Annotated in this window: 23 protein-coding genes, 2 tRNA genes and 1 pseudogene; 18 read left to right on the forward strand and 8 right to left on the reverse strand. The window is 62.6% G+C overall.

Annotation, left to right across the window (positions count from 1 at the left end; all coding sequences use genetic code 11):
- Positions 1-218: 218 nt before the first annotated feature.
- From IEG05_RS18490 to IEG05_RS18530, 9 genes are all read left to right on the forward strand, one after another.
- A complete protein-coding gene (locus IEG05_RS18490) occupies positions 219-1,337 on the forward strand; it encodes an oxidoreductase (protein ID WP_046621676.1) in 1,119 nt (372 codons plus the stop codon).
- Positions 1,338-1,513: 176 nt separating this feature from the next.
- On the forward strand, positions 1,514-1,585 hold the full coding sequence (gene pqqA / locus IEG05_RS18495) for a pyrroloquinoline quinone precursor peptide PqqA (protein ID WP_003284930.1): 72 nt from the start codon (positions 1,514-1,516) through the stop codon (positions 1,583-1,585).
- Positions 1,586-1,632: 47 nt separating this feature from the next.
- A complete protein-coding gene (gene pqqB, locus IEG05_RS18500) occupies positions 1,633-2,544 on the forward strand; it encodes a pyrroloquinoline quinone biosynthesis protein PqqB (RefSeq protein WP_046621679.1) in 912 nt (303 codons plus the stop codon).
- Between the two features lie 76 nt (positions 2,545-2,620).
- Entirely contained in the window at positions 2,621-3,373 is a 753-nt protein-coding gene (gene pqqC, locus IEG05_RS18505) for a pyrroloquinoline-quinone synthase PqqC (protein ID WP_014820272.1), read from the forward strand.
- Positions 3,374-3,494: 121 nt separating this feature from the next.
- The gene (pqqD, locus tag IEG05_RS18510) at positions 3,495-3,773 is read left to right on the forward strand and encodes a pyrroloquinoline quinone biosynthesis peptide chaperone PqqD (protein WP_031298274.1); all 279 of its coding nucleotides are present in this window, start codon (positions 3,495-3,497) and stop codon (positions 3,771-3,773) included.
- Positions 3,745-4,899, forward strand: coding sequence for a pyrroloquinoline quinone biosynthesis protein PqqE (gene pqqE / locus IEG05_RS18515; protein WP_014820270.1), 1,155 nt, complete (start codon positions 3,745-3,747; stop codon positions 4,897-4,899). Before pqqD ends, pqqE begins: the two co-directional genes overlap by 29 nt.
- Positions 4,896-6,830 carry an alpha/beta hydrolase family protein gene (locus IEG05_RS18520; protein WP_191122505.1) on the forward strand — a complete coding sequence of 645 codons (1,935 nt, stop codon included), beginning with the start codon at positions 4,896-4,898 and terminating at the stop codon, positions 6,828-6,830. Before pqqE ends, IEG05_RS18520 begins: the two co-directional genes overlap by 4 nt.
- 109 nt (positions 6,831-6,939) lie before the next feature.
- Entirely contained in the window at positions 6,940-8,103 is a 1,164-nt protein-coding gene (gene ercA / locus IEG05_RS18525; RefSeq protein ID WP_023446617.1) for an alcohol dehydrogenase-like regulatory protein ErcA, read from the forward strand.
- Positions 8,087-9,805: a hybrid sensor histidine kinase/response regulator gene (locus IEG05_RS18530; protein ID WP_191122506.1), complete on the forward strand. Its 1,719-nt coding sequence runs from the start codon at positions 8,087-8,089 to the stop codon at positions 9,803-9,805. Before ercA ends, IEG05_RS18530 begins: the two co-directional genes overlap by 17 nt.
- Before the next feature lie 72 nt (positions 9,806-9,877).
- On the opposite strand, the gene IEG05_RS18535 is transcribed toward IEG05_RS18530, so the two are convergent.
- Positions 9,878-10,108, reverse strand: coding sequence for a hypothetical protein (locus tag IEG05_RS18535; RefSeq protein ID WP_161796191.1), 231 nt, complete (start codon positions 10,106-10,108; stop codon positions 9,878-9,880).
- Positions 10,109-10,292: 184 nt separating this feature from the next.
- On the opposite strand from IEG05_RS18535, the gene IEG05_RS18540 reads away from it, so the two are divergent.
- The 3 genes and pseudogenes from IEG05_RS18540 to IEG05_RS18550 all read left to right on the forward strand — a co-directional run bounded on the left by IEG05_RS18540 (position 10,293) and on the right by IEG05_RS18550 (position 16,172).
- Positions 10,293-11,546, forward strand: a complete 1,254-nt coding sequence (locus IEG05_RS18540; protein WP_191122507.1) for a TolC family protein — start codon at positions 10,293-10,295, stop codon at positions 11,544-11,546.
- Positions 11,543-13,038: pseudogene (locus IEG05_RS18545) on the forward strand (efflux RND transporter periplasmic adaptor subunit). Before IEG05_RS18540 ends, IEG05_RS18545 begins: the two are co-directional and overlap by 4 nt.
- Positions 13,035-16,172 carry an efflux RND transporter permease subunit gene (locus IEG05_RS18550; RefSeq protein ID WP_191122508.1) on the forward strand — a complete coding sequence of 1,046 codons (3,138 nt, stop codon included), beginning with the start codon at positions 13,035-13,037 and terminating at the stop codon, positions 16,170-16,172. Before IEG05_RS18545 ends, IEG05_RS18550 begins: the two are co-directional and overlap by 4 nt.
- 6 nt (positions 16,173-16,178) lie before the next feature.
- Here the strand turns inward: IEG05_RS18550 and IEG05_RS18555 are convergent, their stop codons facing one another.
- Positions 16,179-16,895: a membrane protein gene (locus tag IEG05_RS18555; RefSeq protein ID WP_046621695.1), complete on the reverse strand. Its 717-nt coding sequence runs from the start codon at positions 16,893-16,895 to the stop codon at positions 16,179-16,181.
- Positions 16,896-16,994: 99 nt separating this feature from the next.
- A complete protein-coding gene (locus tag IEG05_RS18560) occupies positions 16,995-17,132 on the reverse strand; it encodes a hypothetical protein (protein WP_191122513.1) in 138 nt (45 codons plus the stop codon).
- On the opposite strand from IEG05_RS18560, the gene gacA reads away from it, so the two are divergent.
- The 6 genes from gacA to IEG05_RS18590 all read left to right on the forward strand — a co-directional run bounded on the left by gacA (position 17,103) and on the right by IEG05_RS18590 (position 20,827).
- A complete protein-coding gene (gene gacA / locus IEG05_RS18565) occupies positions 17,103-17,747 on the forward strand; it encodes a response regulator transcription factor GacA (RefSeq protein WP_191122509.1) in 645 nt (214 codons plus the stop codon). The two genes, IEG05_RS18560 and gacA, sit on opposite strands and share 30 nt — an antisense overlap.
- Positions 17,747-19,570 (forward strand): excinuclease ABC subunit UvrC, encoded by a 1,824-nt coding sequence (uvrC, locus tag IEG05_RS18570; protein ID WP_046621698.1) that lies wholly within the window; start codon positions 17,747-17,749, stop codon positions 19,568-19,570. The genes gacA and uvrC overlap by 1 nt, the downstream gene beginning before the upstream one ends.
- A gap of 33 nt (positions 19,571-19,603) precedes the next feature.
- Positions 19,604-20,161: a CDP-diacylglycerol--glycerol-3-phosphate 3-phosphatidyltransferase gene (gene pgsA, locus IEG05_RS18575; protein WP_014820260.1), complete on the forward strand. Its 558-nt coding sequence runs from the start codon at positions 19,604-19,606 to the stop codon at positions 20,159-20,161.
- Between the two features lie 69 nt (positions 20,162-20,230).
- Positions 20,231-20,306: transfer RNA gene (locus tag IEG05_RS18580), tRNA-Gly, on the forward strand.
- Positions 20,307-20,352: 46 nt separating this feature from the next.
- Positions 20,353-20,426, forward strand: a tRNA-Cys gene (locus tag IEG05_RS18585).
- A gap of 155 nt (positions 20,427-20,581) precedes the next feature.
- Positions 20,582-20,827, forward strand: a complete 246-nt coding sequence (locus IEG05_RS18590) for a hypothetical protein (RefSeq protein WP_046621703.1) — start codon at positions 20,582-20,584, stop codon at positions 20,825-20,827.
- Here IEG05_RS18590 and IEG05_RS18595 read toward each other — a convergent pair whose 3' ends face one another.
- The 5 genes from IEG05_RS18595 to IEG05_RS18615 all read right to left on the reverse strand — a co-directional run bounded on the left by IEG05_RS18595 (position 20,828) and on the right by IEG05_RS18615 (position 25,038).
- Complete coding sequence (locus IEG05_RS18595) at positions 20,828-21,010, reverse strand: PLDc N-terminal domain-containing protein (protein ID WP_185743983.1); 183 nt, start codon at positions 21,008-21,010, stop codon at positions 20,828-20,830.
- Between the two features lie 110 nt (positions 21,011-21,120).
- Positions 21,121-21,351, reverse strand: coding sequence for a thioredoxin family protein (locus IEG05_RS18600; RefSeq protein ID WP_041013925.1), 231 nt, complete (start codon positions 21,349-21,351; stop codon positions 21,121-21,123).
- 8 nt (positions 21,352-21,359) lie between these two features.
- Positions 21,360-22,736 carry a permease gene (locus tag IEG05_RS18605; RefSeq protein ID WP_191122510.1) on the reverse strand — a complete coding sequence of 459 codons (1,377 nt, stop codon included), beginning with the start codon at positions 22,734-22,736 and terminating at the stop codon, positions 21,360-21,362.
- 91 nt (positions 22,737-22,827) lie between these two features.
- Positions 22,828-23,907, reverse strand: coding sequence for an ACR3 family arsenite efflux transporter (arsB, locus tag IEG05_RS18610; protein WP_046621707.1), 1,080 nt, complete (start codon positions 23,905-23,907; stop codon positions 22,828-22,830).
- 48 nt (positions 23,908-23,955) lie between these two features.
- On the reverse strand, positions 23,956-25,038 hold the full coding sequence (locus tag IEG05_RS18615) for an ArsO family NAD(P)H-dependent flavin-containing monooxygenase (protein ID WP_046621709.1): 1,083 nt from the start codon (positions 25,036-25,038) through the stop codon (positions 23,956-23,958).
- Positions 25,039-25,077 lie beyond the last annotated feature (39 nt).

The following is a 25,077-nucleotide window of genomic DNA, read 5'->3' on the forward strand; positions in this document are numbered from 1 at the left end:
CTTGGACTGGTCTCGATACTGGATACGATCAATCGGCTTAACCGCATGGCCTGAACCGCCGTGTACGGAACCGTACGCACGGTGGTGTGGGAGGACGGCGGCCGTGAGGCCGCCTCCTACCCGATCCCGGTGGCGAACCAGCCATCGCGTGCATCGAACTCCCCGCCGCCGATACGCCTCCCATCAACATGCCCTGTGCCGAAGATGAGGAGAACCCCATGTCGCAACTGCTCGAACCCTGTTCGCTAAAACACCTGAAGCTGCGCAATCGCGCGGCCGTTGCGCCGATGACCCGCGTCAGCGCCGAAGCCGAGGGTGCTGCCAATGAATTGATGCGCGACTACTACGCCTCGTTCGCCAAGGGTGGCTTCGGCATGGTCATCAGCGAAGGCATCTATACCGATACGGCCTACAGCCAGGGTTACTTCAACCAGCCGGGGCTTGCTACGGAAGCACACCGGGACAGCTGGCGGCTGATAGTCGACGCCGTGCACGACGCTGGCGCCGCTTTCGTTGCCCAGCTCATGCATGGCGGCGCGCAGACCCAAGGCAACATCCATCATGCCCGGCACGTTGCGCCATCGGTGGTGCAGCCCGGCGGGTCGCAGCTGACCTTCTACGGTGGCGAAGGACCCTATGCGACGCCCGCGCAGATCAACGAAGACGAGATTCAGGAAGCCATCGCCGGGTTTGCCCAGGCCGCGCGCCATGCCCGTGAGGCCGGCTTCGACGGTGTCGAACTGCACGGCGCGAACGGCTACCTGCTGCACGAGTTCATCAGTGCCGAGTTCAACCGGCGCGATGATCACTGGGGAGGCGATTACCTCGGTCGACTGCGCTTGCCGCTGGCCGTCATCGCGGTGGTGCGGGCAGCGGTTGGCAATGACTTCGTGGTTGGCATGCGCCTGTCGCAGAGCATGGTGAGCGACAGCCAGCTGAAATGGGAGGGTGGGGTGGACGAAGCCCGACAGCGTTTCCGCGCACTGGCTGATGCTGGCCTTGATTATCTGCACGTTACCGAGCCGGACGCCGCTGCGCCGGCGTTTGGCGACGGGCCGAGCTTCGCTGCGATCGCAAAGGGCAGCGTGTCGATCCCGGTTATCGGCAACGGCGGCATCGTCACGGGCGAGCAAGCCGAAAAGTTGTTGACTCAGGGAGACATGGACCTGGTCGCGGTCGGCAAGGCCGCGCTGGCGAACAACGACTGGCCGCAGCGAATCGCGCAGGGACTGCCGCTCAACGCGTTCGACGGCACGATGTTCGTACCCATGGCGACCATCACCAACGAACTGGCCTGGCGTAATGCCAGTGGTCGGTCGGCGCTGGGTTCAAGTTGACAGCGCACCAGGGCCGGGCGTTAGCTGGTAGACGAAACGCAGCAATGACAGCCGTCTGTCGGGCACTACCAAGGCACGGCGCTGTCTCCTTCCAAAGTACCATTCTGCTCGAGGCAGAACAGGGGGCTTAATTGGGCTGTCGGAATCTTCCGGCACCATAAAAAGAGGACCGACCTATGTGGACTAAACCCGCCTTCACCGACATGCGTATTGGTTTCGAAGTCACCATGTACTTCGCAAATCGTTGATCGATCAGCCCCGGCTCCGGCCGGGGCTTCGCTTTTGGGGGCTGTCCATGTTCATCCGTATTCTTGGTTCCGCTGCGGGCGGCGGTTTTCCGCAGTGGAACTGCAACTGCGCCAACTGCGCCGGCCTGCGCGCCAGCACGCTCAATGCGAAGGCGCGTACCCAGTCGTCGATCGCCATCAGTGATAACGGTGTCGACTGGATTCTGTGTAATGCCTCACCGGACATCCGCGCCCAGCTGGAGTCCTTCCCGACGCTGCAGCCGGCCCGTGCGCCACGCGATACCGCCATCGGTGCCATCGTTCTGCTGGACAGCCAGATCGATCACACCACCGGCCTGCTGACCCTGCGTGAAGGTTGCCCGCATGAGGTCTGGTGCACCGAGATGGTCCATCAGGATCTGACCACCGGGTTCCCGCTGTTCAACATGCTCGAACACTGGAACGGCGGCTTGAAATGGAACCCCATCGCCCTGACCGGCAGCTTCACCATTCCCTGTTGCCCGAACCTGCACATCACGCCGATTCCGTTGCGCAGCTCCGCGCCGCCATATTCGCCGCACCGCAATGACCCGCATCCCGGTGACAACATCGGCCTGCTGATCGAGGACCGCAAAACCGGTGGCACGCTGTTCTATGCGCCGGGGTTGGGCAAGGTCAGCGACGAACTGCTGGAAACCATGCGCCAGGCGGATTGCCTGCTGGTCGACGGCACTCTGTGGCGTGATGACGAAATGCTCGTGCGCGAGGTCGGCACCAAGCTCGGCAGCGAGATGGGACACCTGCAGCAGAGCGGCCCGGGGGGCATGATCGAGGTGCTCGACGGCATGCCCGCGGTTCGCAAGATCCTCATCCACATCAACAACACCAATCCGATCCTCGATGAAGATTCCGTCGAACGCGAAATCCTCGGCGAGCATGGAATCGAAGTGTCCTTCGATGGCATGAACATCGAGCTATAGCACCCGAATCGCGGCCTTCAGCCGCCTGGTGCTGCGATACGAACATCGGAACGATAAGAAAAGGAAAGACACTGCCATGATCCTGCCAGCCATGAGCCCCGCGGAATTCGAACAGGCGCTGCGCGCCAAGGGCGAGTACTACCATATCCATCACCCGTTCCACCGGGCCATGTACGCCGGGCAGGCGACACGCGAGCAGATTCAGGGCTGGGTCGCCAACCGTTTCTACTATCAGGTCTGCATTCCGGTGAAGGATGCGGCAATCATGGCCAACTGCCCGGACCGTGATACCCGTCGGGAGTGGATCCAGCGCATCATCGATCACGACGGCGCGCCGGGGGAAGAGGGAGGTATCGAAGCCTGGTTGCGACTCGCCGAATCCGTCGGTCTGGATCGCGAGCAGGTGCTGTCGCAGGAACTGGTGCTGCCCGGTGTGAGGTTCGCCGTGGATGCCTACGTCAACTTCGCCCGTCGCGCCAGCTGGCAGGAGGCCGCCAGCAGCTCGCTGACCGAGCTCTTCGCCCCGACGATCCACCAGTCGCGCCTCGATAGCTGGCCGCAGCACTATCCTTGGATCGATGCCTCCGGCTACGACTACTTCCGCAAGCGCCTGAAGGAAGCCCGCCGCGATGTCGAGCACGGTCTGCGGATCACCCTGGAGCACTACCGCACCCGCGAGGCGCAGGAGCGTATGCTGGAGATCCTGCAGTTCAAACTCGACGTGCTCTGGAGCATGCTCGACGCCATGAGCATGGCCTACGAACTGGATCGCCCGCCGTACCACACCGTGACCCGCGAGCGTATCTGGCACAAGGGCATCAGCCTGTAGGCACGCGTTCCGTGGGCAGATCCTGCCCACCCATGAGGCATTCGGCCCCTGTAGAGTGGACCGCCTGACGACCATGACCACGTGGCCAGGCAGCAACCTGCCCACTGGCGAGACAATGATGATGAGCGATATTCAACTGACCCAGATTCCAGCGTTGCGCCGTGGTTTCCGCTTCCAGTGGGAGCCCGCGCAGAACTGCCATGTGCTGCTCTACCCGGAAGGCATGATCAAGCTCAACGAGAGCGCTGCGGCGGTACTGACCGAAGTGGACGGGACGCGTAGCGTCGGTGCGATCGTTGCCGATCTGCAGGCTCGCTATCCCGAGGCGGAAGGGATTCAAGAAGATATCGTTGCGTTCCTGGAGGTTGCCGTTGAACGGTTCTGGATCGAGCTTCGCTAAACCCGGCTACGAGCCCGGCCCGCCGCTCTGGCTGCTGGCGGAGCTGACCTATCGTTGCCCGTTGCAGTGCCCGTACTGCTCCAATCCGCTGGACTTCGCCCGTAGTCATGAAGAACTGAGCACCGCCGAGTGGATCGAGGTGTTCCGCCAGGCACGCGAGATGGGCGCGGCCCAGCTGGGTTTTTCCGGCGGCGAACCATTGGTGCGCCAGGACCTGGCCGAGCTGATCGAGGCGGCACGGGGACTCGGCTACTACACGAACCTGATCACCTCTGGCATCGGCCTCACCGAAGAGAAGATCGCCAGCTTCGCCGAGGCCGGCCTGGACCATATCCAGATCAGTTTCCAGGCTGCCGACGAGGAAGTGAACAACCTGCTCGCCGGCTCGAAGAAGGCCTTTGCTCACAAACTGGAAATGGCCAGAGCGGTGAAGAAGCACGGCTACCCAATGGTGCTCAACTTCGTCACCCACCGGCACAACATCGACAACATCGACCAGATCATTCGGCTGTGCATCGAGCTCGAAGCCGATTTCGTCGAACTTGCCACCTGCCAGTTCTACGGCTGGGCGGAGCTGAACCGTGCAGGGTTGCTGCCGAGCAAGGAACAGTTGGTACGTGCCGAGCGCATCACCAACGAGTGGCGCGACAAGCTCGCCGCCGAAAACCATCCGTGCAAGCTGATCTTCGTGACGCCCGATTACTACGAAGAACGCCCGAAGGCCTGCATGAACGGCTGGGGCAACCTGTTTCTCGATATCACGCCGGACGGTACGGCGTTGCCTTGTCACAGTGCGCGCCAACTGCCTGTTGAATTCCCCAACGTACGCGAGCACAGCATCGAGCACATCTGGCGACACTCCTTCGGCTTCAACAAGTTCCGCGGCTACGACTGGATGCCCGAACCCTGTCGCAGTTGCGACGAGAAGGAGCGCGACTTCGGAGGCTGCCGTTGCCAGGCCTTCATGCTCACCGGCGATGCCGCCAATGCCGATCCCGTGTGCAGCAAATCGGCGCACCACGGCAAGATACTTGCGGCTCGCGAGCAGGCAGACCACGGCGCGCTGGGGCTCGATCAGCTGCAGCATCGTAACGAGAAGGCTTCCAAGCTCATCCTCAAGGTATGAAATCGCCCCGCAACGATTCGTCCATGCTTCACCCATCCGCCGAGGTGCTGCCCTACGGTTTCTGGCCCAGCACCTGGAGCGCCGAGGCCGCCGCGGCCGCCAGCCAGGACTATGCCGAGCTGCGGGCCGGTCACGGGGGGCTGTTCTGGGTCGAGTACGACCCCGTTCAAGGGCGCTGCACGCTGTGGTTCTGGCAGGCCGGCAGCGCACGCTGCCTGACCCCGGACGGCTTCTCGGTACGCAGTCGCGTCTATGAATACGGCGGCGGCGCGTTCTGTCTGACCGGTCAGGGCATCGCCTTCGTCAACGAGGCAGATCAGCAGATCTACTTGCAGCTGACCGATGACGCCGAGACCGCGCCGCCAATCGCGCTGACCGCGGCGCCTGAGCGCCGGTATGGCGATCTGCAACATGATCCCGTCAGTGATGCGATTCTGGCGCTGGAGGAATCCCATGAGGCCGTTGGCGTCGTGCATCGTCTGGTGAGTATCTCCATGGTCGATGGCGCGCGCCGGGTTGTTGTGGAGGGCGCCGACTTCTATGCCGCTGCGGTGCTCAGTCCGGACGGTGCACGGCTGGCTTGGATCGAATGGGATCGTCCCGAGCAGCCCTGGACCTCGTCGCGCCTGTGCGCAGCTGAACGCCTGCCTAACGAGCGTTGGGGCAACGGGCAATGCCTGGCAGGCACGGATGGAGGCGAGTCCTTGCAACAGCCACGCTTCGCCTCCAACGGCCGGCTGTTCTGCCTCAGCGACCGTCTGGGTTTCTGGCAGCCTTTCTATGAGGCAGACGGCCAGCTGCATCGGTATTCGCTGACGGCATCCGGAGAGGCGGACGTGCAGGACTTCGACTGCGCACCGGCGCCCTGGCAGCTGGGCACCACCAGCTACCTGCCACTGGCTGATGGCGGCCTGTTGTTGACGCTTATGGCCGATGGTTATGGCTGGCTGTTCGAGCACGCTGCCGATGGCAGCCGGCGCCAACTGGCAGCGGATTTCACCCGTTGCCGCCAACTGGCCGCCAGCCAGACCCACGTATTCTGTATCGCTGGCGCTCCGGAACGAGCGCCAGCGGTACTTGCCATCGAAAGGGCCAGTGGAGCGGTGCAGATTCTCGCCGGCGGAGCGCAGCCGCTGTCGGCCAGTCAATTGTCGCGCCCGCAGTCCATGTGCTTTCCGACCGGTGATGACGAGGTCGCACATGCTTTCTTTTACCCTCCCGCCAATGCGAACTACCGCGGCGAGCCGGGGGCCTTGCCACCGCTGGTGGTATTCACACATGGCGGGCCGACCTCGGCGAGCTATCCGGTATTCGATCCGCGCATTCAGTACTGGACCCAGCGCGGCTTCGCCGTGGTCGACGTGAACTATCGCGGCAGCAGCGGCTTCGGGCGGCTCTATCGACAGCGATTGCGCGAGCAGTGGGGCATTGTCGATGTGGAGGACGCCTGCCAGGCCGCACTAGCACTGGTGAAACAGGGCGCGGTCGATCCGCAGCGCTTGTTCATCCGTGGCTCCAGTGCCGGTGGCTTCACGGCCTTGAGTGCGCTGGCTGCGACAGCACTGTTTCGCGGCGGTGCCAGTCTGTACGGCGTTAGCGATCCGCTGGCGCTGCGGCGGGTAACGCACAAGTTCGAAGGCGATTACCTCGACTGGCTGATCGGCGATCCGCAGCAGGTGCCGGAGCGCTTTCGGGAGCGCGCCCCTCTGCACAATGCCGACCGAATCGGTGCGCCGGTCATCTTCCTGCAGGGCGGGCAGGATGCGGTGGTGCTACCTGAGCAGACCGAATCGATGGTCGTGGCCTTGCGTGATCGTGGCATCGAGGTGGAGTACCGCCTGTACCCCGATGAGCGCCACGGGTTTCGACAGGCAGCCAACCTTGCGGATGCGCTGCAAGGGGAATTGCGCTTCTACCAACAGCTGCTCTGACGCGTTTCGCCGGACGGGTGGCGCGGCCAGCCATTTGACGCATTGCTTTACCTGATCAATGCAGTAGGCTTGCGCCCGTTAGTTACAAAAAATAAAAAAGGCCGTAGTCATGAGCCCGAATATCAGCCTCCAGCGCAAGTTCGTCTCTCCAGAAATCATCTTCGGTGCCGGCTGTCGCCACAGTGTCGGCACCTGTGCGGCCAACTTCGGCGCGCGAAAGGTGCTGGTGGTATCCGACCCCGGCGTCGTGAAGGCAGGCTGGGTGGCTGACGTGCAGGCCAGTCTCGACCGGCAGAACATCGAACATTGCTTGTTCACCGGCGTTTCGCCCAATCCCCGTTGCGAAGAGGTGATGCTCGGCGCCGAGCTGTATCGCAGCGAAGGCTGCAACGTGATCGTCGCGGTAGGCGGTGGCAGCCCAATGGACTGCGCGAAGGGTATCGGCATCGTCGCGGCGCATGGGCGCCATATCTATGAATTCGAAGGGGTGGATACGCTGCGCGTGCCCAGCCCACCGCTGATCCTGATTCCAACGACTGCCGGTACCTCAGCGGATGTCTCGCAGTTCGTGATCATTTCCAACCAGGAAGAGCGGATGAAGTTCTCCATCGTCAGCAAGGCAGCCGTGCCGGATGTCTCGCTGATCGACCCGGAAACCACGCTGAGCATGGACCCGTTCCTTTCCGCCTGTACCGGCATTGACGCGCTGGTGCATGCCATCGAGGCATTCGTGTCGACCGGTCATGGGCCGCTGACCGACCCGCACGCGCTGGAAGCCATGCGACTGATCAACGGCAATCTTGCGCAGATGATCGCCAATCCGGCGGATATCGCGCTGCGCGAGCAGATCATGCTCGGCAGCATGCAGGCCGGGCTGGCGTTTTCCAACGCGATCCTCGGTGCGGTGCATGCCATGTCCCACAGCCTCGGCGGCTATCTCGATCTGCCCCATGGCGTTTGCAACGCCGTGCTGGTCGAACATGTCGTCGCATTCAATTACGACGCCTCGCCGGACCGCTACCGCAAGGTCGCTGAAACGTTGGGCATCGATTCGCGCGGGCTGAATCACCGCCAGGTTCGCGAGCGCTTGGTGCAGCACCTGATTGATCTCAAGCAGCAGATCGGCTTCCGCGAAACGCTCAGTCTGCACGGTGTGAACCTTTCCGATATTCCGTTCCTGTCGCAACATGCGATGCAGGACCCCTGCATCCTGACCAATCCACGCTCGTCGACGCAGCGGGACGTCGAGGTCGTCTATGCCGAAGCCCTCTGATGACCAGCATCAGGCCCTGGCACAACTGCTCGGCTTCGGGAGCCATTCCGCACGCAAGAGTCACTACCCTGAACTGGTGGCGCGCCTGGAAGAGCTGGAAGGGGAGCGCAATCGCTACAAATGGCTGTTCGAGCACGCCGTGCACGGCATCTTCCAGGCCAGCATCCACGAAGGTATTCGTGCCGCCAACCCCGCCTTGGCACGCATGCTCAATTACGACACCCCGGAAGAGGCGCTGTGGGCGCTGACCGATCTGTCCCATCATCTATTCATCGGCGGTGAGGAGGAGCTTCGGCAGATCCGCCATATCCTGAGCCAGCAGCATGGCTTGTTCGGCTACGAGACGCGCCTGCGCCGCAAGGACGGCAGCGCCATCTACGTGATCATGAACCTGCTGCTCAAGCCGGACGAAGATGGCCTGGTGGAAGGCTTCGTCGCCGACGTGACCGAGCGCAAACTGGCGCAGTTGCGCCTGTTGCAGCTCAACGAAGAGCTCGAGCAGCGCGTCGCCGAGCGCACCTGTGAACTGCGTGAAGCCCGCGATGCGGCGGAAGCCGCCAACCTGAGCAAGGACAAGTACCTCGCCGCAGCCAGCCACGACCTGCTGCAGCCGCTCAACGCCGCGCGCCTGCTGATCTCGACCTTGCGCGAACGCCAATTGCCGCAGAACGAGCTGCATCTGGTCGAGCGGGCCCACCAGGCCCTGGAAGGCGCCGAAGACCTGCTGACCGATCTGCTCGATATCTCCAAGCTCGATCAGGCCGCGATCAAACCGGACATCGATATCTACTCGCTGGACGATGTCCTGCTGCCGCTGGTGTCGGAGTTTCAGTCGGTCGCTGCCGCCGCGGGGTTGCAGTTGAAACACTACATTCCGCGAGTCGCCATCAAGACCGATTTCCGCCTGTTGACGCGAATCCTGCGAAATTTCCTCAGCAATGCCTGCCGTTATACCGATCAGGGCTCTGTACTGGTGGGTGCGCGCATGCGCGCCGGGGCGCTGCGTATTGAGGTCTGGGACACCGGTCGGGGCATTCCTGAGGAGGAGCTGGGTTCGATCTTTCTCGAATTCAATCAGCTCGGGATCGGCCGATCCGCGAAACGCAGTGGGGTAGGGCTGGGGCTGGCCATCGTCGACCGTATCGCCAGCATGCTCGGCTACCAGGTGCTGGTGCGCTCGAAACCGGGACGTGGTTCGGTGTTCAGTATCGACGTACCGCTGGCCGAAGCGATGCCCCGCGAGCGGGTTGCGGCTCCGACGGTCGTGCCGCAGCTGGGCGATCCACTGCCCGGGCGGCGCCTGCTGGTGATCGACAACGAGGAGAGCATCCTGCTGAGCATGGCTGCCTTGCTCGAACAGTGGGGCTGCACGGTGGTGACTGCCACCGACGAGCAAAGCGCAATGACGGCGCTGGATGGAGTCGCGCCGGACGCGATCCTCGCCGATTACCATCTGGATCGCGGTCTGACCGGCTGGGACGTCGTGCTCGCGGTGCGAGGACGCTTCGCACAGGCGCTGCCGGCGGTGATGATCACCGCCGATCGCAGTGACCAATGCCGCCAGCAACTGCAGGGCTGCGGCGTGCCTGTGCTGAACAAGCCAGTCAAGCCCGGCAAGATGCGTTCGGTGCTCAGCCATCTGCTCGCCGGCAATGGCAATGGCAATGGCAATGGCAATGGCGGCGGACAGGATTCGGGCTGACACGATCTGGATCAAGTTTTAGCGGGCGCCGGCTCGGCTAGACTCCTCGCCCTGAAAGCCCATCTGCGTCTGCTACTCGTCCTGTTGATCAGCCTCGCGCTCCCCGTGAGCAGCATGGCTGCGCTCGAACAGAGCGCAGAACCGTGCCAGATGCAAAGCGACATGGAGAGCTCCGGGCATCTCGCACACCAGGCTGAAGCTCAGCACGAGGACGCGCATTCGCACGATGGCAATCCACTGTGTGAAAGCGGCCACCAGTGCAAGACCGGCAGCATGTTGCAGGCGGGCATAGCGCAGCCGCATCTGACCGCCTCGCTGCCGCAACTCGCAGTTCATTACCCCGAGTTCTTTCCCGCCCGCTCCAACGCCGACGTCTGGCGCCCTCCGCGTTACTGATTCCATCGCTGACCTGACTCGCCCCACGCTCATGCGTTGAGGCGCTGTAGGCATGCCGTTGCGGTATGCAGGAAACCGAGGAATCCAATCCATGATCTCCCGATTGATAGGGAAATACCGGCCGTTCGCGGGCGTGGTTTTTGTCGCCGCGTTCGGCCTGCCCGGCGCAGCCACCGGGCTGACATTCGACGATGCCGTGAGCCTCGCGCAACAGCAGGCGCCGTCGCTACGTGCCGAGGCATCTAGGCTGCAAGCCGCGCGTAGCGAAGCCGTCGCTGCGGGCGAGCTGCCCGACCCGAAACTGCTGCTGGGCCTGCAGAACGTGCCGATTGAGGGTGCCGAGCGCTGGAGCCTCGATGAAGACGGCATGACCATGCGCATGGTCGGCCTGATGCAGGAAGTTCCGAACCGCGACAAGCGCAAGGCACGCCGCGATGCGGCACAGGCGTCTGTCCAGCGCGCAGGTGCCTCGCGCGAGGTGGAAACCCTCAGGGTGCGTCTGGCGACTGCCCAGGCGTGGATCGCCACCCACGCGGTGGAACGCAAGATCCAGCTGTTCAACCAGTTGTTCGAGGAGAACCGCCTGCTCGCCGAAGCAATTCGAGCGCGTATCGCCGGCGGGCGAGGGCGGCTGACCGACAGCGTCGCGGCGAAGCAACAGGCGGCGTTATTGGCTGATCGCCAGGACGAACTGGAGCAGCAGCGCCGCCAGGCACGCGCGGCGCTGGTGCGCTGGGTTGGCAGCGATGGCAATCGACCGCTGTTTGGCGAACCGCCACGCTGGGCGATTGCCCCTGAACAACTGGCGCAGCGGATCGGCCAGCACCCGCAACTGACCGCCTATGCGCCGATGACCCAGGTGGCGCAGGCACGCATCCGTGAGGCGACCGCCGAGAAACAGGTCGACTGGAGCTGGGAGGTCAGCTACCTCAAGCGCGGTCGAGAGTACGGCGACATGGTCAACCTGCAGTTCAGTTTCGACCTGCCGGTGTTCCAGCGCTCGCGGCAGAACCCGCGGATCGCCGCCCGCTACGCCGAGCTTGAACAACTGGAAGCCGAACGCGAAGCCATGACGCGCGAATTCGTGGAGCGGCTGGATGTCGAGCTGGCCGAGCTGGACCGTTTGCAGCGCGCACTCGAACGCAACGCAGAGGTGCTGCTGCCGCTGGGAGAGGAAAAGGTGGAGCTCGCGATGGCCGGCTATCGCGCCGGGACCAGCGAACTGGAAGCGGTGCTGACAGCGCGCAACGAACTGATCGAGACGCGCCTTGAACACATCGACCTGCAGGGGCTGGTAGCCATCGCGGCTGTGCGCTTGCACCTCGCCTACGGAGAAGCCAAATGAGCCGGAATGTTCTCGCAAGCGTCACCCTGGCCGGGGTGACGGCGCTGATCGGCGCGGGTGCCGGCTACTGGCTGGCCAGCTCTGATGACCAGGTTTCCGAACCAGTCGCATCCGCGGTCGAGAGTGACGCCCAGGTGCTGTACTGGTACGACCCGATGGTGCCGCAGCACCGTTTCGAAAAGCCCGGCAAGTCACCGTTCATGGATATGGACCTGGTGCCGCGCTACGCCAATGAGGACGGCGATGTCGCCACTATCAGTATCGATGCCGGCATCACGCAGAACCTTGGTATTCGCCTGACAACCGTCAGCCGCGGACAGCTGGTGAATGTGATCGAAGCGGTCGGCGTGCTCGAATACAACGCGCGTGATGTCGCGCTGGTTCAGGCTCGAGCCGGCGGGTTCGTCGAGCGCGTCTATCGGCATGCGCCAGGCGATGTGCTGGACAAGGGCGCAGCGCTGGCCGACCTGCTGATTCCCGAGTGGTCGGCCGCTCAGGAGGAATACCTGGCCCTGCGGCGAATCGGAGAACCAGCGCTGCTGGCGGCCGCACGGCAGCGCCTGCGTCTGGCCGGCATGCCGGCATGCCGGCATCGACCATCAGCCAGCTCGAACGCAGTGGCAAGGTCAACGCGTCCGTTACCATTTCCACCCCGATCGGCGGCGTACTGCAGGAGCTGGATGTTCGCGAAGGGATGACGCTTGCGGCTGGTGCGCCGCTCGCGCGGATCAATGGGCTGGACAGCGTCTGGCTGGAAGTGGCGGTGCCAGAGGCGCAGAGCCAGGGTATCCGCGTCGGCCAGCGCGCCACTGCGCGGCTGCCGGCGCTGCCGGGCCAGCTCATCGAGGGTGAGATCACCGCGGTGCTGCCGGAAGCCAGTGCTGCAAGCCGCACCCTGCGTGTGCGGATACAGCTGCCCAATCCAGACGGACTGCTGCGGCCCGGGCTGACGGCTCAGGCCAGCCTGGCCAGTGGCGACGATGCGTCGGTTCTGCTGATTCCGGGCGAGGCTGTCATTCGCACCGGGCGCCGCAGCCTGGTGATGCTGGCCGAGGCCGGCGGCCGCTATCGCCCGGTGGAAGTCGAGACCGGGCGGGAGAACGGCAGCCAGACCGTCGTCCTCCGCGGCCTGGAGGAGGGTCAGCAGGTGGTCGCATCCGGCCAGTTCCTGCTGGACTCCGAAGCCAGCTTGCGCGGCATCGTCGCGCCGCCCGCGGCCAGGGATGTGCAGCACGACCATGGCCATGGTCAGCCGGCACCGACGCTGCATGAATCCGAAGGCCGCGTCATGGCACTCGCCGATGCCCGCGTGAAGATCGCACACGGCCCGTTCCACACGCTTGGCATGCCCGGCATGACCATGGCGTTCGCGGTGGCCGATGCGGCATTGCTGCAGGACATCGAGGTCGAAGACCGGGTCCGTTTCGCCGTTCGGGAAACCGATGCAGGCCTGCTGGTCGAGCGAATTCAGCCGCTGGAGAAGCAGCCATGATCGCCGCGCTGATTCGCTGGTCCGTCCTCAATCGGTTCCTGGTGCTGATGGCGACATTGCTGATGACTGCCGTGGGCATCTGGGCAGTGCGTACCACGCCGATCGACGCGCTGCCTGATCTGTCGGACGTGCAGGTGATCATCCGCACGCCCTATCCGGGGCAGGCGCCGCAGATCGTCGAGAACCAGGTGACCTATCCACTGACCACCACCATGCTTTCGGTGCCTGGGGCAAAGACAGTGCGCGGCTATTCGTTCTTCGGCGACAGCTTCGTCTATGTGCTGTTCGAGGACGGTACTGATCTCTACTGGGCGCGTTCGCGGTTGCTGGAGTACCTGAGTCAGGTGCAGAGCCGGCTGCCCGCCAGCGCCAAGCCATCTCTCGGGCCGGACGCTACCGGGGTCGGCTGGATCTACCAGTACGCGTTGGTCGACCGCAGCGGCACGCACGATCTCGCGCAACTACGCAGTCTGCAGGACTGGTTCCTCAAGTACGAACTCATCACGCTGCCCAACGTGGCCGAGGTGGCGATCATCGGTGGCATGGTCAAGCAGTATCAGGTCGTGCTCGACCCACTGAAGATGGCCAGCCTTGCCGTCACCCAGGCACAGGTCATCGAGGCCATCGGCATGGCCAACCAGGAAACTGGCGGCGCGGTACTCGAATTGGCCGAAACCGAATACATGGTCCGCGCCTCCGGCTACCTGCAGACGCTCGAGGATTTTCGCCAGATTCCACTGCAGCTGAGCGCCAGGGGCGTGCCGGTCACGCTGGGCGATGTGGCGCATATCCAGCTCGGCCCGGAAATGCGTCGGGGCATCGCAGAGCTCGACGGGGAAGGGGAAACGGTCGGCGGGGTGGTGATCCTGCGCAGCGGCAAGAACGCGCGGGAAACCCTGGCCGCCGTACACGCCAAGCTCGAAGAGCTGAAAAGCAGCCTGCCCGAGGGTGTCGAAATCGTCACCACCTACGACCGCAGCGAGCTGATCGACCGCGCGGTGGAGAACCTCAGCTTCAAGCTGCTGGAGGAATTCGTCGTCGTCGCACTGGTGTGCGGCATCTTCCTCTGGCACCTGCGCTCTTCGCTGGTGGCGATCGTCTCGCTGCCCATCGGCATATTGATCGCCTTCGCCGTGATGCGTTACCAGGGCATCAACGCCAACATCATGTCGCTGGGCGGTATTGCCATCGCCATCGGTGCGATGGTTGACGCGGCGGTGGTGATGATCGAGAACGCGCACAAGAAGGCCGAGGCCTGGCGCCACGCCAACCCCGGCAAGGCACTGGAGGGTGAAGAGCACTGGCGAGTCATGACCAGCGCGGCGGAGGAGGTGGGACCAGCCCTGTTCTTCTGCCTGCTGATCATCACGCTGTCGTTCATTCCGGTGTTCACCCTCGAAGCGCAGGAAGGTCGCCTGTTCGGCCCGCTGGCCTTTACCAAGACCTATGCCATGGCCGCCGCTGCCGGGCTTTCAGTGACCCTGGTACCGGTGCTGATGGGCTACTGGATTCGGGGCAAGCTGCCGGACGAGGCACGCAATCCGCTCAACCGCGGGTTGATACGGGTCTATCGCCCTGCGCTTAATGCAGTGCTGGATCACCCGAAATCAACCATTGCCGTAGCCGTTTTGATCCTGGCTACCACGCTGTGGCCGATGTCGCGTCTGGGCGGCGAGTTCCTGCCGCCGATGGATGAGGGCGATCTGCTCTATATGCCATCGGCACTGCCGGGGCTGTCTGCGCAGAAAGCGGCTCAGCTATTGCAGCAAACCGATCGCATGATCCGCACGGCTCCAGAAGTCGAAACAGTATTCGGCAAAGCCGGGCGTGCCGAGTCGGCTACCGATCCAGCGCCGCTGGAGATGTTCGAAACCACTATTCGCTTCAAGCCGCGTGAGCAATGGCGCGCCGGCATGACGCCGGAAAAACTGGTCGACGAGCTGGACCGGGCTGTGCAGGTCCCGGGGCTGACCAATATCTGGATTCCGCCGATCCGCAATCGCATCGACATGCTGGCCACGGGCATCAAGAGCCCGATCGGAGTGAAAATAGCCGGCGCCAATCTGGAGGAGATCGACCGCATCAGCCAGCAGGTCGAGGCCGTCGCGAAAAAGGTTCCCGGCGTTAGCTCGGCGCTGGCCGAGCGCCTCGTCGGCGGACGCTATATCGATATCGATATCAATCGTCAGGATGCCGCACGCTATGGGCTGAACATTGCCGATGTCCAGTCGATCGTCTCCAGCGCCATCGGCGGCGAAACCGTAGGTGAGACCATTGAGGGCCTTGCGCGATATCCGATCAGCGTTCGCTATCCTCGTGAATGGCGCGATACCCCCCAGCGGCTGGAGCAGCTACCGATCCTCACGCCGCAGGGTAGCCAGATCACCCTGGGCAGTTTGGCGCGAGTGCGCATCAGCGACGGTCCGCCGATGCTGCGCAGCGAGAATGCGCGGCTGGCGGGTTGGGTTTACGTCGACGTGCGCGGCCGGGATATCGCGTCGGTCGTCTCCGATCTGCGTGATGCGGTGAGCAGCGAAGTCAGCCTGCTGCCCGGCATGAGCCTGGCTTACTCGGGCCAGTTCGAGTTTCTCGAGCGCGCCAACGAGCGCCTCAAGCTGGTCGTGCCCGCGACATTGCTGATCATCTTCTTCCTCCTCTACCTGACCTTCGGCCGGCTGGATGAGGCGGTGCTGATCATGCTGACCCTGCCGTTCGCGCTGACCGGCGGCGTCTGGTTTCTCTACCTGATGGATTACAACCTGTCGGTGGCCACCGGCGTCGGCTTCATCGCACTGGCGGGAGTCGCTGCGGAGTTCGGCGTGATCATGCTGCTATATCTGAAGAACGCCTGGGCAGACCAGCAGCGCGACGGGCTGAACGGCGAGGCCGCGCTGTGCGAAGCAATCCGCGAAGGTGCGGTGCAGCGGGTACGCCCGAAGGCGATGACCGTTGCAGTGATTGTCGCCGGTCTTTTGCCGATCCTGCTGGGGGCGGGCACCGGCAGCGAAGTGATGAGCCGCATTGCGGCGCCGATGGTCGGCGGCATGCTGAGTGCGCCGCTGCTGTCGCTGTTCGTCATCCCGGCCGCCTATCGTTTGATACGCAGGCCCAGGAGAGGAACACAGGCGCGGTAGGCTCGGCTACATCAACAATAGGAGGAAGGAGTAGCCGAGCGACCCGAGCAGGAATGCACCGAATCGGCTGTTCCTTTCCGTCGGCAGCTCCTCCTTCAGGACGTTGAGGATGATCGCGCCGGCAATGAAGGCGGTTACGGCCGACACACCCAGCTCCGAGAGCTCGATGACCGAGCCGAACGCCCAGCCGATCAGGGTTGACCCCGCCAGGATCCAGCGGCCGCGTCGGGCAAACAGGTCTTGGTGATCATGCTGAAGGGCCACATCGTTGACCATGAAGTGCAGCGACATGGCCACGGTGTACCAGATCAATTCCAGCTCCTGGCCTGGGTCGCGGTTGGCGAGGATATAGCCAATCAGCGCGTTGTAGCCCGCGAATGCACCAATGTGCAGCCAGAACACGCTGGCGTGGGAGGGTTCACCGTCAGACCGCTCACTGCGGTGCTGCTTGATCAGCCGCTCCAACCCATAGAAGGAGGCCAGCCCGATCAACGCCAGCAGATAAGCGTGGTGTTCCAGGTAGCGCAACGGGTGGAACCCGCTATCCTCCATCACCTTCTGCCCGTGAGCCAGCTCAGGGAGCAGATGAACGAATACGTAGGCGACGGCAACGCCACCGGCCGCGGATAACCAGCGGCTGCGCGGCAACTGGTGCAGCTCGCTCAGCCTTCCAGCCAGCACGTGCGTGACCGTCAGCAGCAGTGCGGCGATGAATGTGAGCATGGGATACCTGAGGGAATAGCCATCAAATCTGTGACTTTGGCCATCCGTCGGCGTTCAGCATGCAGTTCGTCGGTTGGCGGGTCGGAGTCATGATCTCGATCAGTTAGCCGCGTCTTGATCGGCCAGGTCGATGATTTTTTTGATAGAGTTCGCTCCTGAAAAAGCGAGCAGCCAGCCAGCTTTTAGTACGGTCAATGAGGTGTCTGCTTGATTAGGGTGCTGGTGGTCGATGACCACGATCTGGTTCGCACAGGCATCAGCCGCATGTTGGCGGATATCTCCGGACTGCAGGTGATAGGCCAGGCGGACTCCGGCGAAGACGCCATTCGCAAGGCTCGGGAGCTCAAGCCCGACGTAGTCCTGATGGACGTGAAGATGCCCGGCATCGGTGGCCTCGAGGCGACCCGAAAACTGCTGCGCAGCTATCCCGACCTGAAGGTCATTGCCGTGACCATCTGTGAAGAAGACCCTTTCCCGACTCGTCTTCTGCAAGCCGGTGCAGCCGGCTACCTGACCAAAGGTGCTGCGCTGGAAGAAATGGTTCAGGCCATTCGCATGGTGTTTGGCGGCCAGCGTTACATCAGCCCGCAGATCGCCCAGCAGCTGGCGCTTAAATCTTTCCAGCCGCAGCTCAGCGAATCACCGTTCGACTTGCTCTCCGAGCGGGAAATCCAAATCGCGCTGATGATTGCCAACTGCCAAAAAGTACAAAGCATCTCCGACAAGCTCTGTCTGTCACCGAAAACGGTCAACACCTACCGTTACCGCATCTTTGAAAAGCTGTCGATTACCAGTGATGTCGAGCTTGCCCTGCTGGCGGTTCGCCACGGGATGCTCGACACCGTCAACTAATGACAGAAACCTTCGACTCATCTGCGTTCCTGGCGGCCTGCAGCGGCCGTCCAGGCGTGTATCGCATGTTCGATGCACAAGCCAAGCTGCTTTACGTCGGCAAGGCCAAGAATCTCAAGAAGCGTCTGGCCAGCTATTTCCGCAAGACGGGGCAGGCACCGAAGACCGCCGCCCTGGTGGCCAAGATCGCCCAGGTCGAAACCACGATCACTGCGAACGAGACCGAAGCGCTGCTGCTAGAGCAGACCCTGATCAAGCAATGGCGGCCGCCTTACAACATTCTGCTGCGAGACGATAAGTCCTACCCCTATGTATTCCTGTCAGCCGGTGAATTTCCACGATTGAGTATTCATCGTGGCGCGAAGAAGGAGCCCGGACGCTACTTCGGCCCCTATCCGAGCGCCGGCGCTATCCGCGAAAGCCTGAGCCTGCTGCAGAAGGCATTCTTCGTGCGCCAATGCGAAGACAGCTACTACCGCAACCGCACACGTCCCTGCCTGCAGTACCAGATCAAGCGCTGCAAGGCGCCTTGCGTGAATCTGGTCGAGCCGGAGGAATACGCCGAGGACGTACGACATTCGGTCATGTTCCTCGAAGGCCGTAGCAATGCGCTGGCCGAAGAGCTGTCACGCAATATGGAAAAGGCGGCGATGAACCTCGATTTCGAGCGTGCCGCCGAGATTCGCGATCAGATCGGCATCCTGCGTCGCGTGCAGGATCAACAGAGCATGGAGGGCGGCACTGGCGACGTGGATATCGTCGCCGCGGTGGTCAGCCCGGGCGGCGCCTGCGTTCACCTGATCACCGTGCGTGGCGGCCGGGTGCTGGGGAGCAAGAATTTCTTTCCGCAGGTGGCTATCGAGGAAAGTGTCAGCGAAGTGCTGCAGGCGTTTCTCGAGCAGTACTACCTGGGCGCCGCCGAACGCGATCTGCCGGGAGAGCTGATCGTCAACGCCGTGCACGAGGACTTTCCGACGCTGATCAGTGCCATCGCCGAGCTGCGCAGCTTCGATCTGACCATTACCCATCGCGTACGTGGCACGCGTGCGCGCTGGCAGCAGCTGGCGCTGACCAACGCGGAACAGGCGATGGCTGCACGCCTGGCCAATCGTCAGCATCTGTCCGCTCGGTTCGACGCGCTGGCCGAAGCGCTGGAACTCAACGAGCCGCCGATGCGCCTGGAATGCTTCGACATCAGCCACTCCAGCGGCGAGGCGACGGTGGCGTCCTGCGTGGTCTTCGGGCCGGAGGGGCCGCTGAAGTCGGACTATCGACGCTACAACATCGAGGGTGTTACCGCGGGCGATGACTATGCGGCGATGCACCAGGCGCTGTCCCGGCGTTTCCGCAAGGCAGCGGAGGGCGAGGGCAAGCTACCGGACATCCTGCTGGTCGATGGCGGCAAGGGCCAGCTGAACATGGCGCGTGAAGTGCTCGAAGAACTGGCCGTGCCGGATCTGATCCTGCTCGGCGTGGCCAAGGGTGTGACGCGCAAGCCGGGGCTGGAAACCCTTTACCTCAACGATGCGGCTCACGAGTTCACGCTTCCCGCAGACTCGCCGGCGCTGCACTTGATCCAGCAGGTGCGCGATGAGGCGCACCGTTTCGCCATTACCGGCCACCGTGCCAGACGAGGAAAAGCGCGTCGAACCTCGACGCTTGAGGAGGTTCCGGGCATCGGCCCGAAGCGCCGTCGCGAACTGCTTACGCATTTCGGCGGTCTTCAGGAACTGTGCAGAGCCAGCCTCGACGAGATCGCCAAGGCTCCCGGCATTAGTAAAAAGCTTGCCGAGTCGATTTATGCCGCCCTGCACAGTGAGTAAACTGTCCCCGAATTCCGCCGATCAGTGGTACCGATGAATATCCCGAACCTGCTCACCGTTCTACGCGTGCTGCTGATACCCATCTTCATTCTGCTGTTCTACCTCCCGTTCTACTGGAGCTATATGGCCGCGAGTGCAGTATTCACCGTGGCCGCGCTGACCGACTGGCTCGATGGCTACCTGGCCCGCCGCCTGGAACAAAGTACGCCGTTCGGTGCCTTTCTCGACCCGGTAGCCGACAAGCTGATGGTCGCGGTAGCACTGGTGCTGCTGGTCGAAGAGCACTCCAATCTCTGGCTGACGTTGCCGGCAGCGATCATCATCGGTCGGGAGATCGTCGTCTCGGCCTTGCGCGAATGGATGGCCGAGCTGGGCGCTCGCGCGCAGGTGGCGGTGTCGAACCTGGGCAAGTGGAAGACCGCTGCGCAGATGGTCGCGCTGGTGATCCTGCTGGCCAATCCGCCGCAGCCAACAATCTGGGTCGGGTTGGGTTATGCGCTGTTGATCGTGGCGGCGGGGCTGACGCTTTGGTCGATGATCAATTACCTGATGGCTGCCTGGCCGCACCTGAGCACCTCAGAAAAGAAATAAAAACTTTTTTAATCAAGGGGTTGACGGCAGCATTCGATCGTATAGAATGGCGCCCGTCACCAAGACAACGCGGGAATAGCTCAGTTGGTAGAGCACGACCTTGCCAAGGTCGGGGTCGCGAGTTCGAGTCTCGTTTCCCGCTCCAGTTTGTAAGATCGCGCCGCAGTAATAATGCGGCGCCTTCGTTTTGAGGCCGGTTGGCAGAGTGGTTATGCAGCGGATTGCAAATCCGTGTACGCCGGTTCGATTCCGACATCGGCCTCCATATTGAAAAGCCCCAAGCAACTAGTTGCTTGGGGCTTTTTCTTTTGCGCGGCTAAAAAAAGCCAAGCATCTTGATACGCCAATTAGTTTGGCAACGAGCGACTCCGTAAAGGCTATCTATACTTCGAGAGCGCCTTTCGCGCGAGGAGAACAGCCATGCGACGCCTCACAGCTTTTACCCTTGCCGTCCTGTTCAGCACGCCGCTGCTGGCGATGCACTGTCCCATGGACATGGCCAAGATTGATGAGCAGCTCGAAACCAATCCGCCCAAGGATGCCGCTACGCTGCAGCAAGTTCGTGAGTTGCGTGCTGAGGGCGAGCAGCTGCATCAGGCTGGCCAACATGCCGATTCGGTAAGGGTGCTGGGCAAAGCGCTGTATCTGTTGGGGCTGAAGCCCTGATCAGCGCGCCCGGCGGAAGCCGACCAGCAGCCAGAACAGCAGTCCCAGTATCGGGAAGACAGCAATACCGATTGCCCAAAGCGCCTTTGCGCCTACGGTTCGCTCACTTTTGAAGACGCTGATGATCGCAAGCAGATTCGCGGCTATCAGCGCTACCGCGGCCGCTATGGCCAGGTACGTCATCGAATCAGACACTTCTCGCTCCTCCTGACAGTTCAACTATGAGGCCGTGAACTGCACAGGACGGTTCCGTTCGACAGTCGTGCCGCATTGCAGCATTGCGACGAGATCACTCAGCCCAGCAGCTGCTCAAGCTCATCGCTGCTTGGCACCTTGCCCTCCACGACGATCTCCTCATCAACTGCGAGCGCAGGGGTGCGCATGACTCCCGCGTCGATGATGGCGTTTACGTCGGTGACTTTCTCGACCTCGAACTCCAGGCCGAGTCGCCGCGCGGCAGCTTCGGCGTTGGCGGAAAGCTGTTGGCACTTGGCGCAGCCAGACCCATAAACAGTCAGTTTCATTGTCGTCCTCACATCAGTTGGCCATAGAGATAGCCGCTGAGCGTGGCCATGACCACTACCAGCGAGCAGTACACGATCGTTTTCTGCGTGCCGAGCACGGTACGAATCACCAGCATGTTCGGTAGCGACAACGCAGGCCCCGCCAGAAGGATTGCCAGTGCCGGGCCCTTGCCCATTCCTGCGCCCAACAGACCTTCCACGATGGGTACTTCGGTCAGAGTAGAAAAATACATGAAGGCGCCGAGGACCGAGGCGAGGAGGGTCGAGGTGAAGCTGTTGTCGCCCACAGCCCAGACTATCCACTCGCTGGGAATCAGCCCTTCGTGGCCGGGGCGGCCGAGCAGCATGCCGGCGATTAGCACCCCGCCAAGCAGTAACGGCATGATCTGTTTGGTGAAGTCCCAGCTCTGAGCGACCCATTCCTGGCTTGCTGCGTTCTGGCGACTGGCCTGTAGCATCAACCCCGCGATACCTATGACCATGGCAAGCTCCGGCCACTGAGGCGCAAGCAGAGCGCTCGCAGCGACCAGCGCGCCAATCATGAGCAACGGTCGTACCGACCAGTTCCAGCGACGCACCAGCAATGACGCCAGCAAGATGGCGAGGGTTGCGGTGATTGGCCACTTCCAGGCGTGCACGGCCATCCAGGCCGAGTTCTCCGCGCTGGCCCAGTTGGCGAATACCAGAATGCCGATCATCAAGCTGAACAAGGCGACGATGTCGCCGAGCGGGTGCCCGTCGTCGTCACCGGCGAAACCGCGGGCACTTGTGGCCGCACGTGCAGCCTCCTCGCGGCGGTAGAGCAGGTGCATGATGGCGCCGATTACCAAGGCAAACACGATGGCGCCAACGGCTCGAGCGATCCCGAGCTCGGCGCCAAGCACCTTGGCGGTGACTACGATGGCCATGACGTTGATCGTCGGCCCCGAATAGAGAAAGGCGATTGCTGCACCCAGGCCGGCACCGCGCCTGTAGATGCCGCCAAACAGCGGCAATACGGTGCAGGAGCACACCGCCAGCAGCGTGCCGGCGATGGATGCCACACCGAACGCCACGGGCTTCGGCGAAGCCGGACCAAGGTGCTTCATCACGGCGCCCTGGCTGATGTAGACGGCCATTGCGCCCGCGATGACGAAGGCTGGCAGCAGGCAGAGGATCACATGTTCACGGGCGTACCACTGCGTCAGGCGCAGGCCTTCCAGTACGGCGTTTTCGAAACGGGGCTGGCCCATCGGCAGGAAGAAGATCAGCAGGAACGCCGCGCACATTCCGAGCAGCACTTTGGCTTCGGTGGGATGGCCCCGCCAGAAGTTAGCCAAGTGCGCTCTCAGCGAAAGTGGTGTGTCACTGGTCGAGGCAGGCTGCTCTTGTGCGGGGCTGTCCATGTCTGTGGTCCTCTCAGGCGTCTGCATCGATGGTAGTCAGCCTGCGCGCCGCCCTGCTGATCAGGGTCAAGCGAAGGTGAGTGGTTCCAGCTCAATCAGCCGGTAACGCCCGGTTGTACCAGTCACGGCTGCGGTTGATGTTGCGCACCAGCCAGAGCATGACCGGCACCTCGATCAATACGCCAACTACGGTCGCAAGGGCCGCGCCTGAATTGAAACCATAGAGCACGATTGCAACGGCAACCGCCAGTTCGAAGAAGTTCGAAGCACCGATCATCGCTGAAGGGCCGGCAACATCATGGCGAACCAGGAAGCGACGGTTGAGCCAGTAGCCCAGTCCGGCGATGAATAGTGTTTGCAGCAGGATCGGTACCGCGAGCATGGCGATGATCAACGGCTGGGCCACGATCGCTTCGCCCTGGAAGGAGAACAGCAGGACGAGGGTCGCCAGCAACGCCACGATGGAAAATGGCTGCACCTTCGCCAGTGCCGCCTGAAAGGCCGGCTCACCGCGCTTCATCAGCCGGCCGCGAATGAACTGGGCGATGGCCAGCGGAATGACGATGTACATCACTACCGAGAGCAACAGGGTATCCCAGGGCACTGGAATCGACGACACGCCGAGCAGCAGGGCGACGATTGGCGCAAAGGCAAACACCATTACCACGTCGTTCAGCGCCACCTGGGTCAGGGTGAAATTGGCGTTGCCGTTGCAGAGATTGCTCCAGACGAAAACCATCGCCGTGCAGGGTGCGGCGCCTAGGAGTATCAGGCCAGCCATGTAGCTATCGAGCTCGGAAGCCGGGAGCCACGGCGCGAAGACATGCTTTATGAATACCCAGCCGAGCAGGGCCATGGTGAATGGCTTGACCGCCCAGTTGACGAACAGCGTGATGCCCATGCTCGCCCGTTGTGCATAAACCTCCCGCAGCGCCGAGAAATCGATCTTCATCAGCATCGGGATGATCATCACCCAGATCAGCAGGCCGACCGGAATGTTCACATGGGCGATTTCCAGCGCGCCGACCGCTTGTGCGGCAGCGGGCAGTCCCAGGCCGAGGAGGGTGCCGGCAACGATGCAGAGAAAGACCCAGAGCGTCAGATAACGCTCGAAGAATCCGAGCGGGACGCCGGCCGCTTTCTTCCCGGCCACTTCACATTGACTGGACATCGCTAATTACACCTTTTCGTATGATGATCGGGATTGCATCAGTGGTTGCTAGGGGCGCTGCAGGGGCTTTGCGGCAAGTGCCTGAACGACCTCATCGACGGTACTCCGCGCCGTGCGAGTGACGCCGATCAGCGTGGCAGATGCCATGCCGGTCCAGTCGCCGTAGCCCACCAGCCAGAGATTGGGTTGCTTCACGACGCGGGTTCCTTCTACCTGTACTTTGCCATCGGCCTCGATGATGCCGAGTTCACGAAGATGATCCAGTGCCGGGCGGAAACCTGTGCACCAGATCACCGCGTCCAGGTCCTCACGACGCCCATCCGCCCACTCGACTCCCGTTTCGGTGAAGTGCGCGAAGGGGCGCTCGGCCACCAGAACGCCACGCTCGCGGGCTTCGCGCACCGGCGGCACCATGACGATGTCACCGAAGCCGCCGGCCGGCTCGTCGATGCTGCGTCCCTCCTGCTGCGCCTTCCAGCGTGCGGTAGCGCGCTCGAACAGCACGCGGCCGTCGACATCGTCGGGCAGAAACGCAGGTGGCTCCTGAGTGACCCAGCGTGTCTCGCTGACTCTGGATAGCTCGGCGAGTACCTGCGCGCCGGAGTTTCCACCGCCTACCACCATCACCCGTTTACCTGTGAAGGGACCAGGGTCACGGTAGTGAGCTGAGTGAATCTGCGCACCCTGAAAAAGCTCGCGCCCTTCATAAGGCGGAATGAAACGCTTGCTCCAGGTGCCCGTCGCACTGATGACTGCGCGAGCCAGCCAATGCTGATCGCCTGCTTGCACACGCCAGAGATCGTCGAGGCGGCTGATCGTATCGACTCGAACCGATCGCTGAATGGGAAACCGGTAGCGATCTTCGTAACGTCGCAAATAATCGATAACATCGCTGCGCGTGGGATTGCCCGGCTCGGCTGGAGCAGGCATCGGCCAGCCGGCAATCGAGCTCCAGGCGGCGGGTGAGAACAGTCTCAGCGACTCCCAGGCGTGCAGCCATGCGCCGCCGGGACTGGGCTGTTCATCCAACAGCAGATAGGACAGCGACGTGCGACGCAGAAAGTACGCAGTCGTCAGGGCGGACTGTCCTGCGCCAATGATGATGACATCGAGAACATTGGGTGCTGTCATCAAGCGGCTCCCGTAAAGGCGGATATTCGTTCGAATAAA

This window comes from Stutzerimonas kunmingensis (assembly GCF_014764705.1).
Lineage (GTDB): Bacteria > Pseudomonadota > Gammaproteobacteria > Pseudomonadales > Pseudomonadaceae > Stutzerimonas.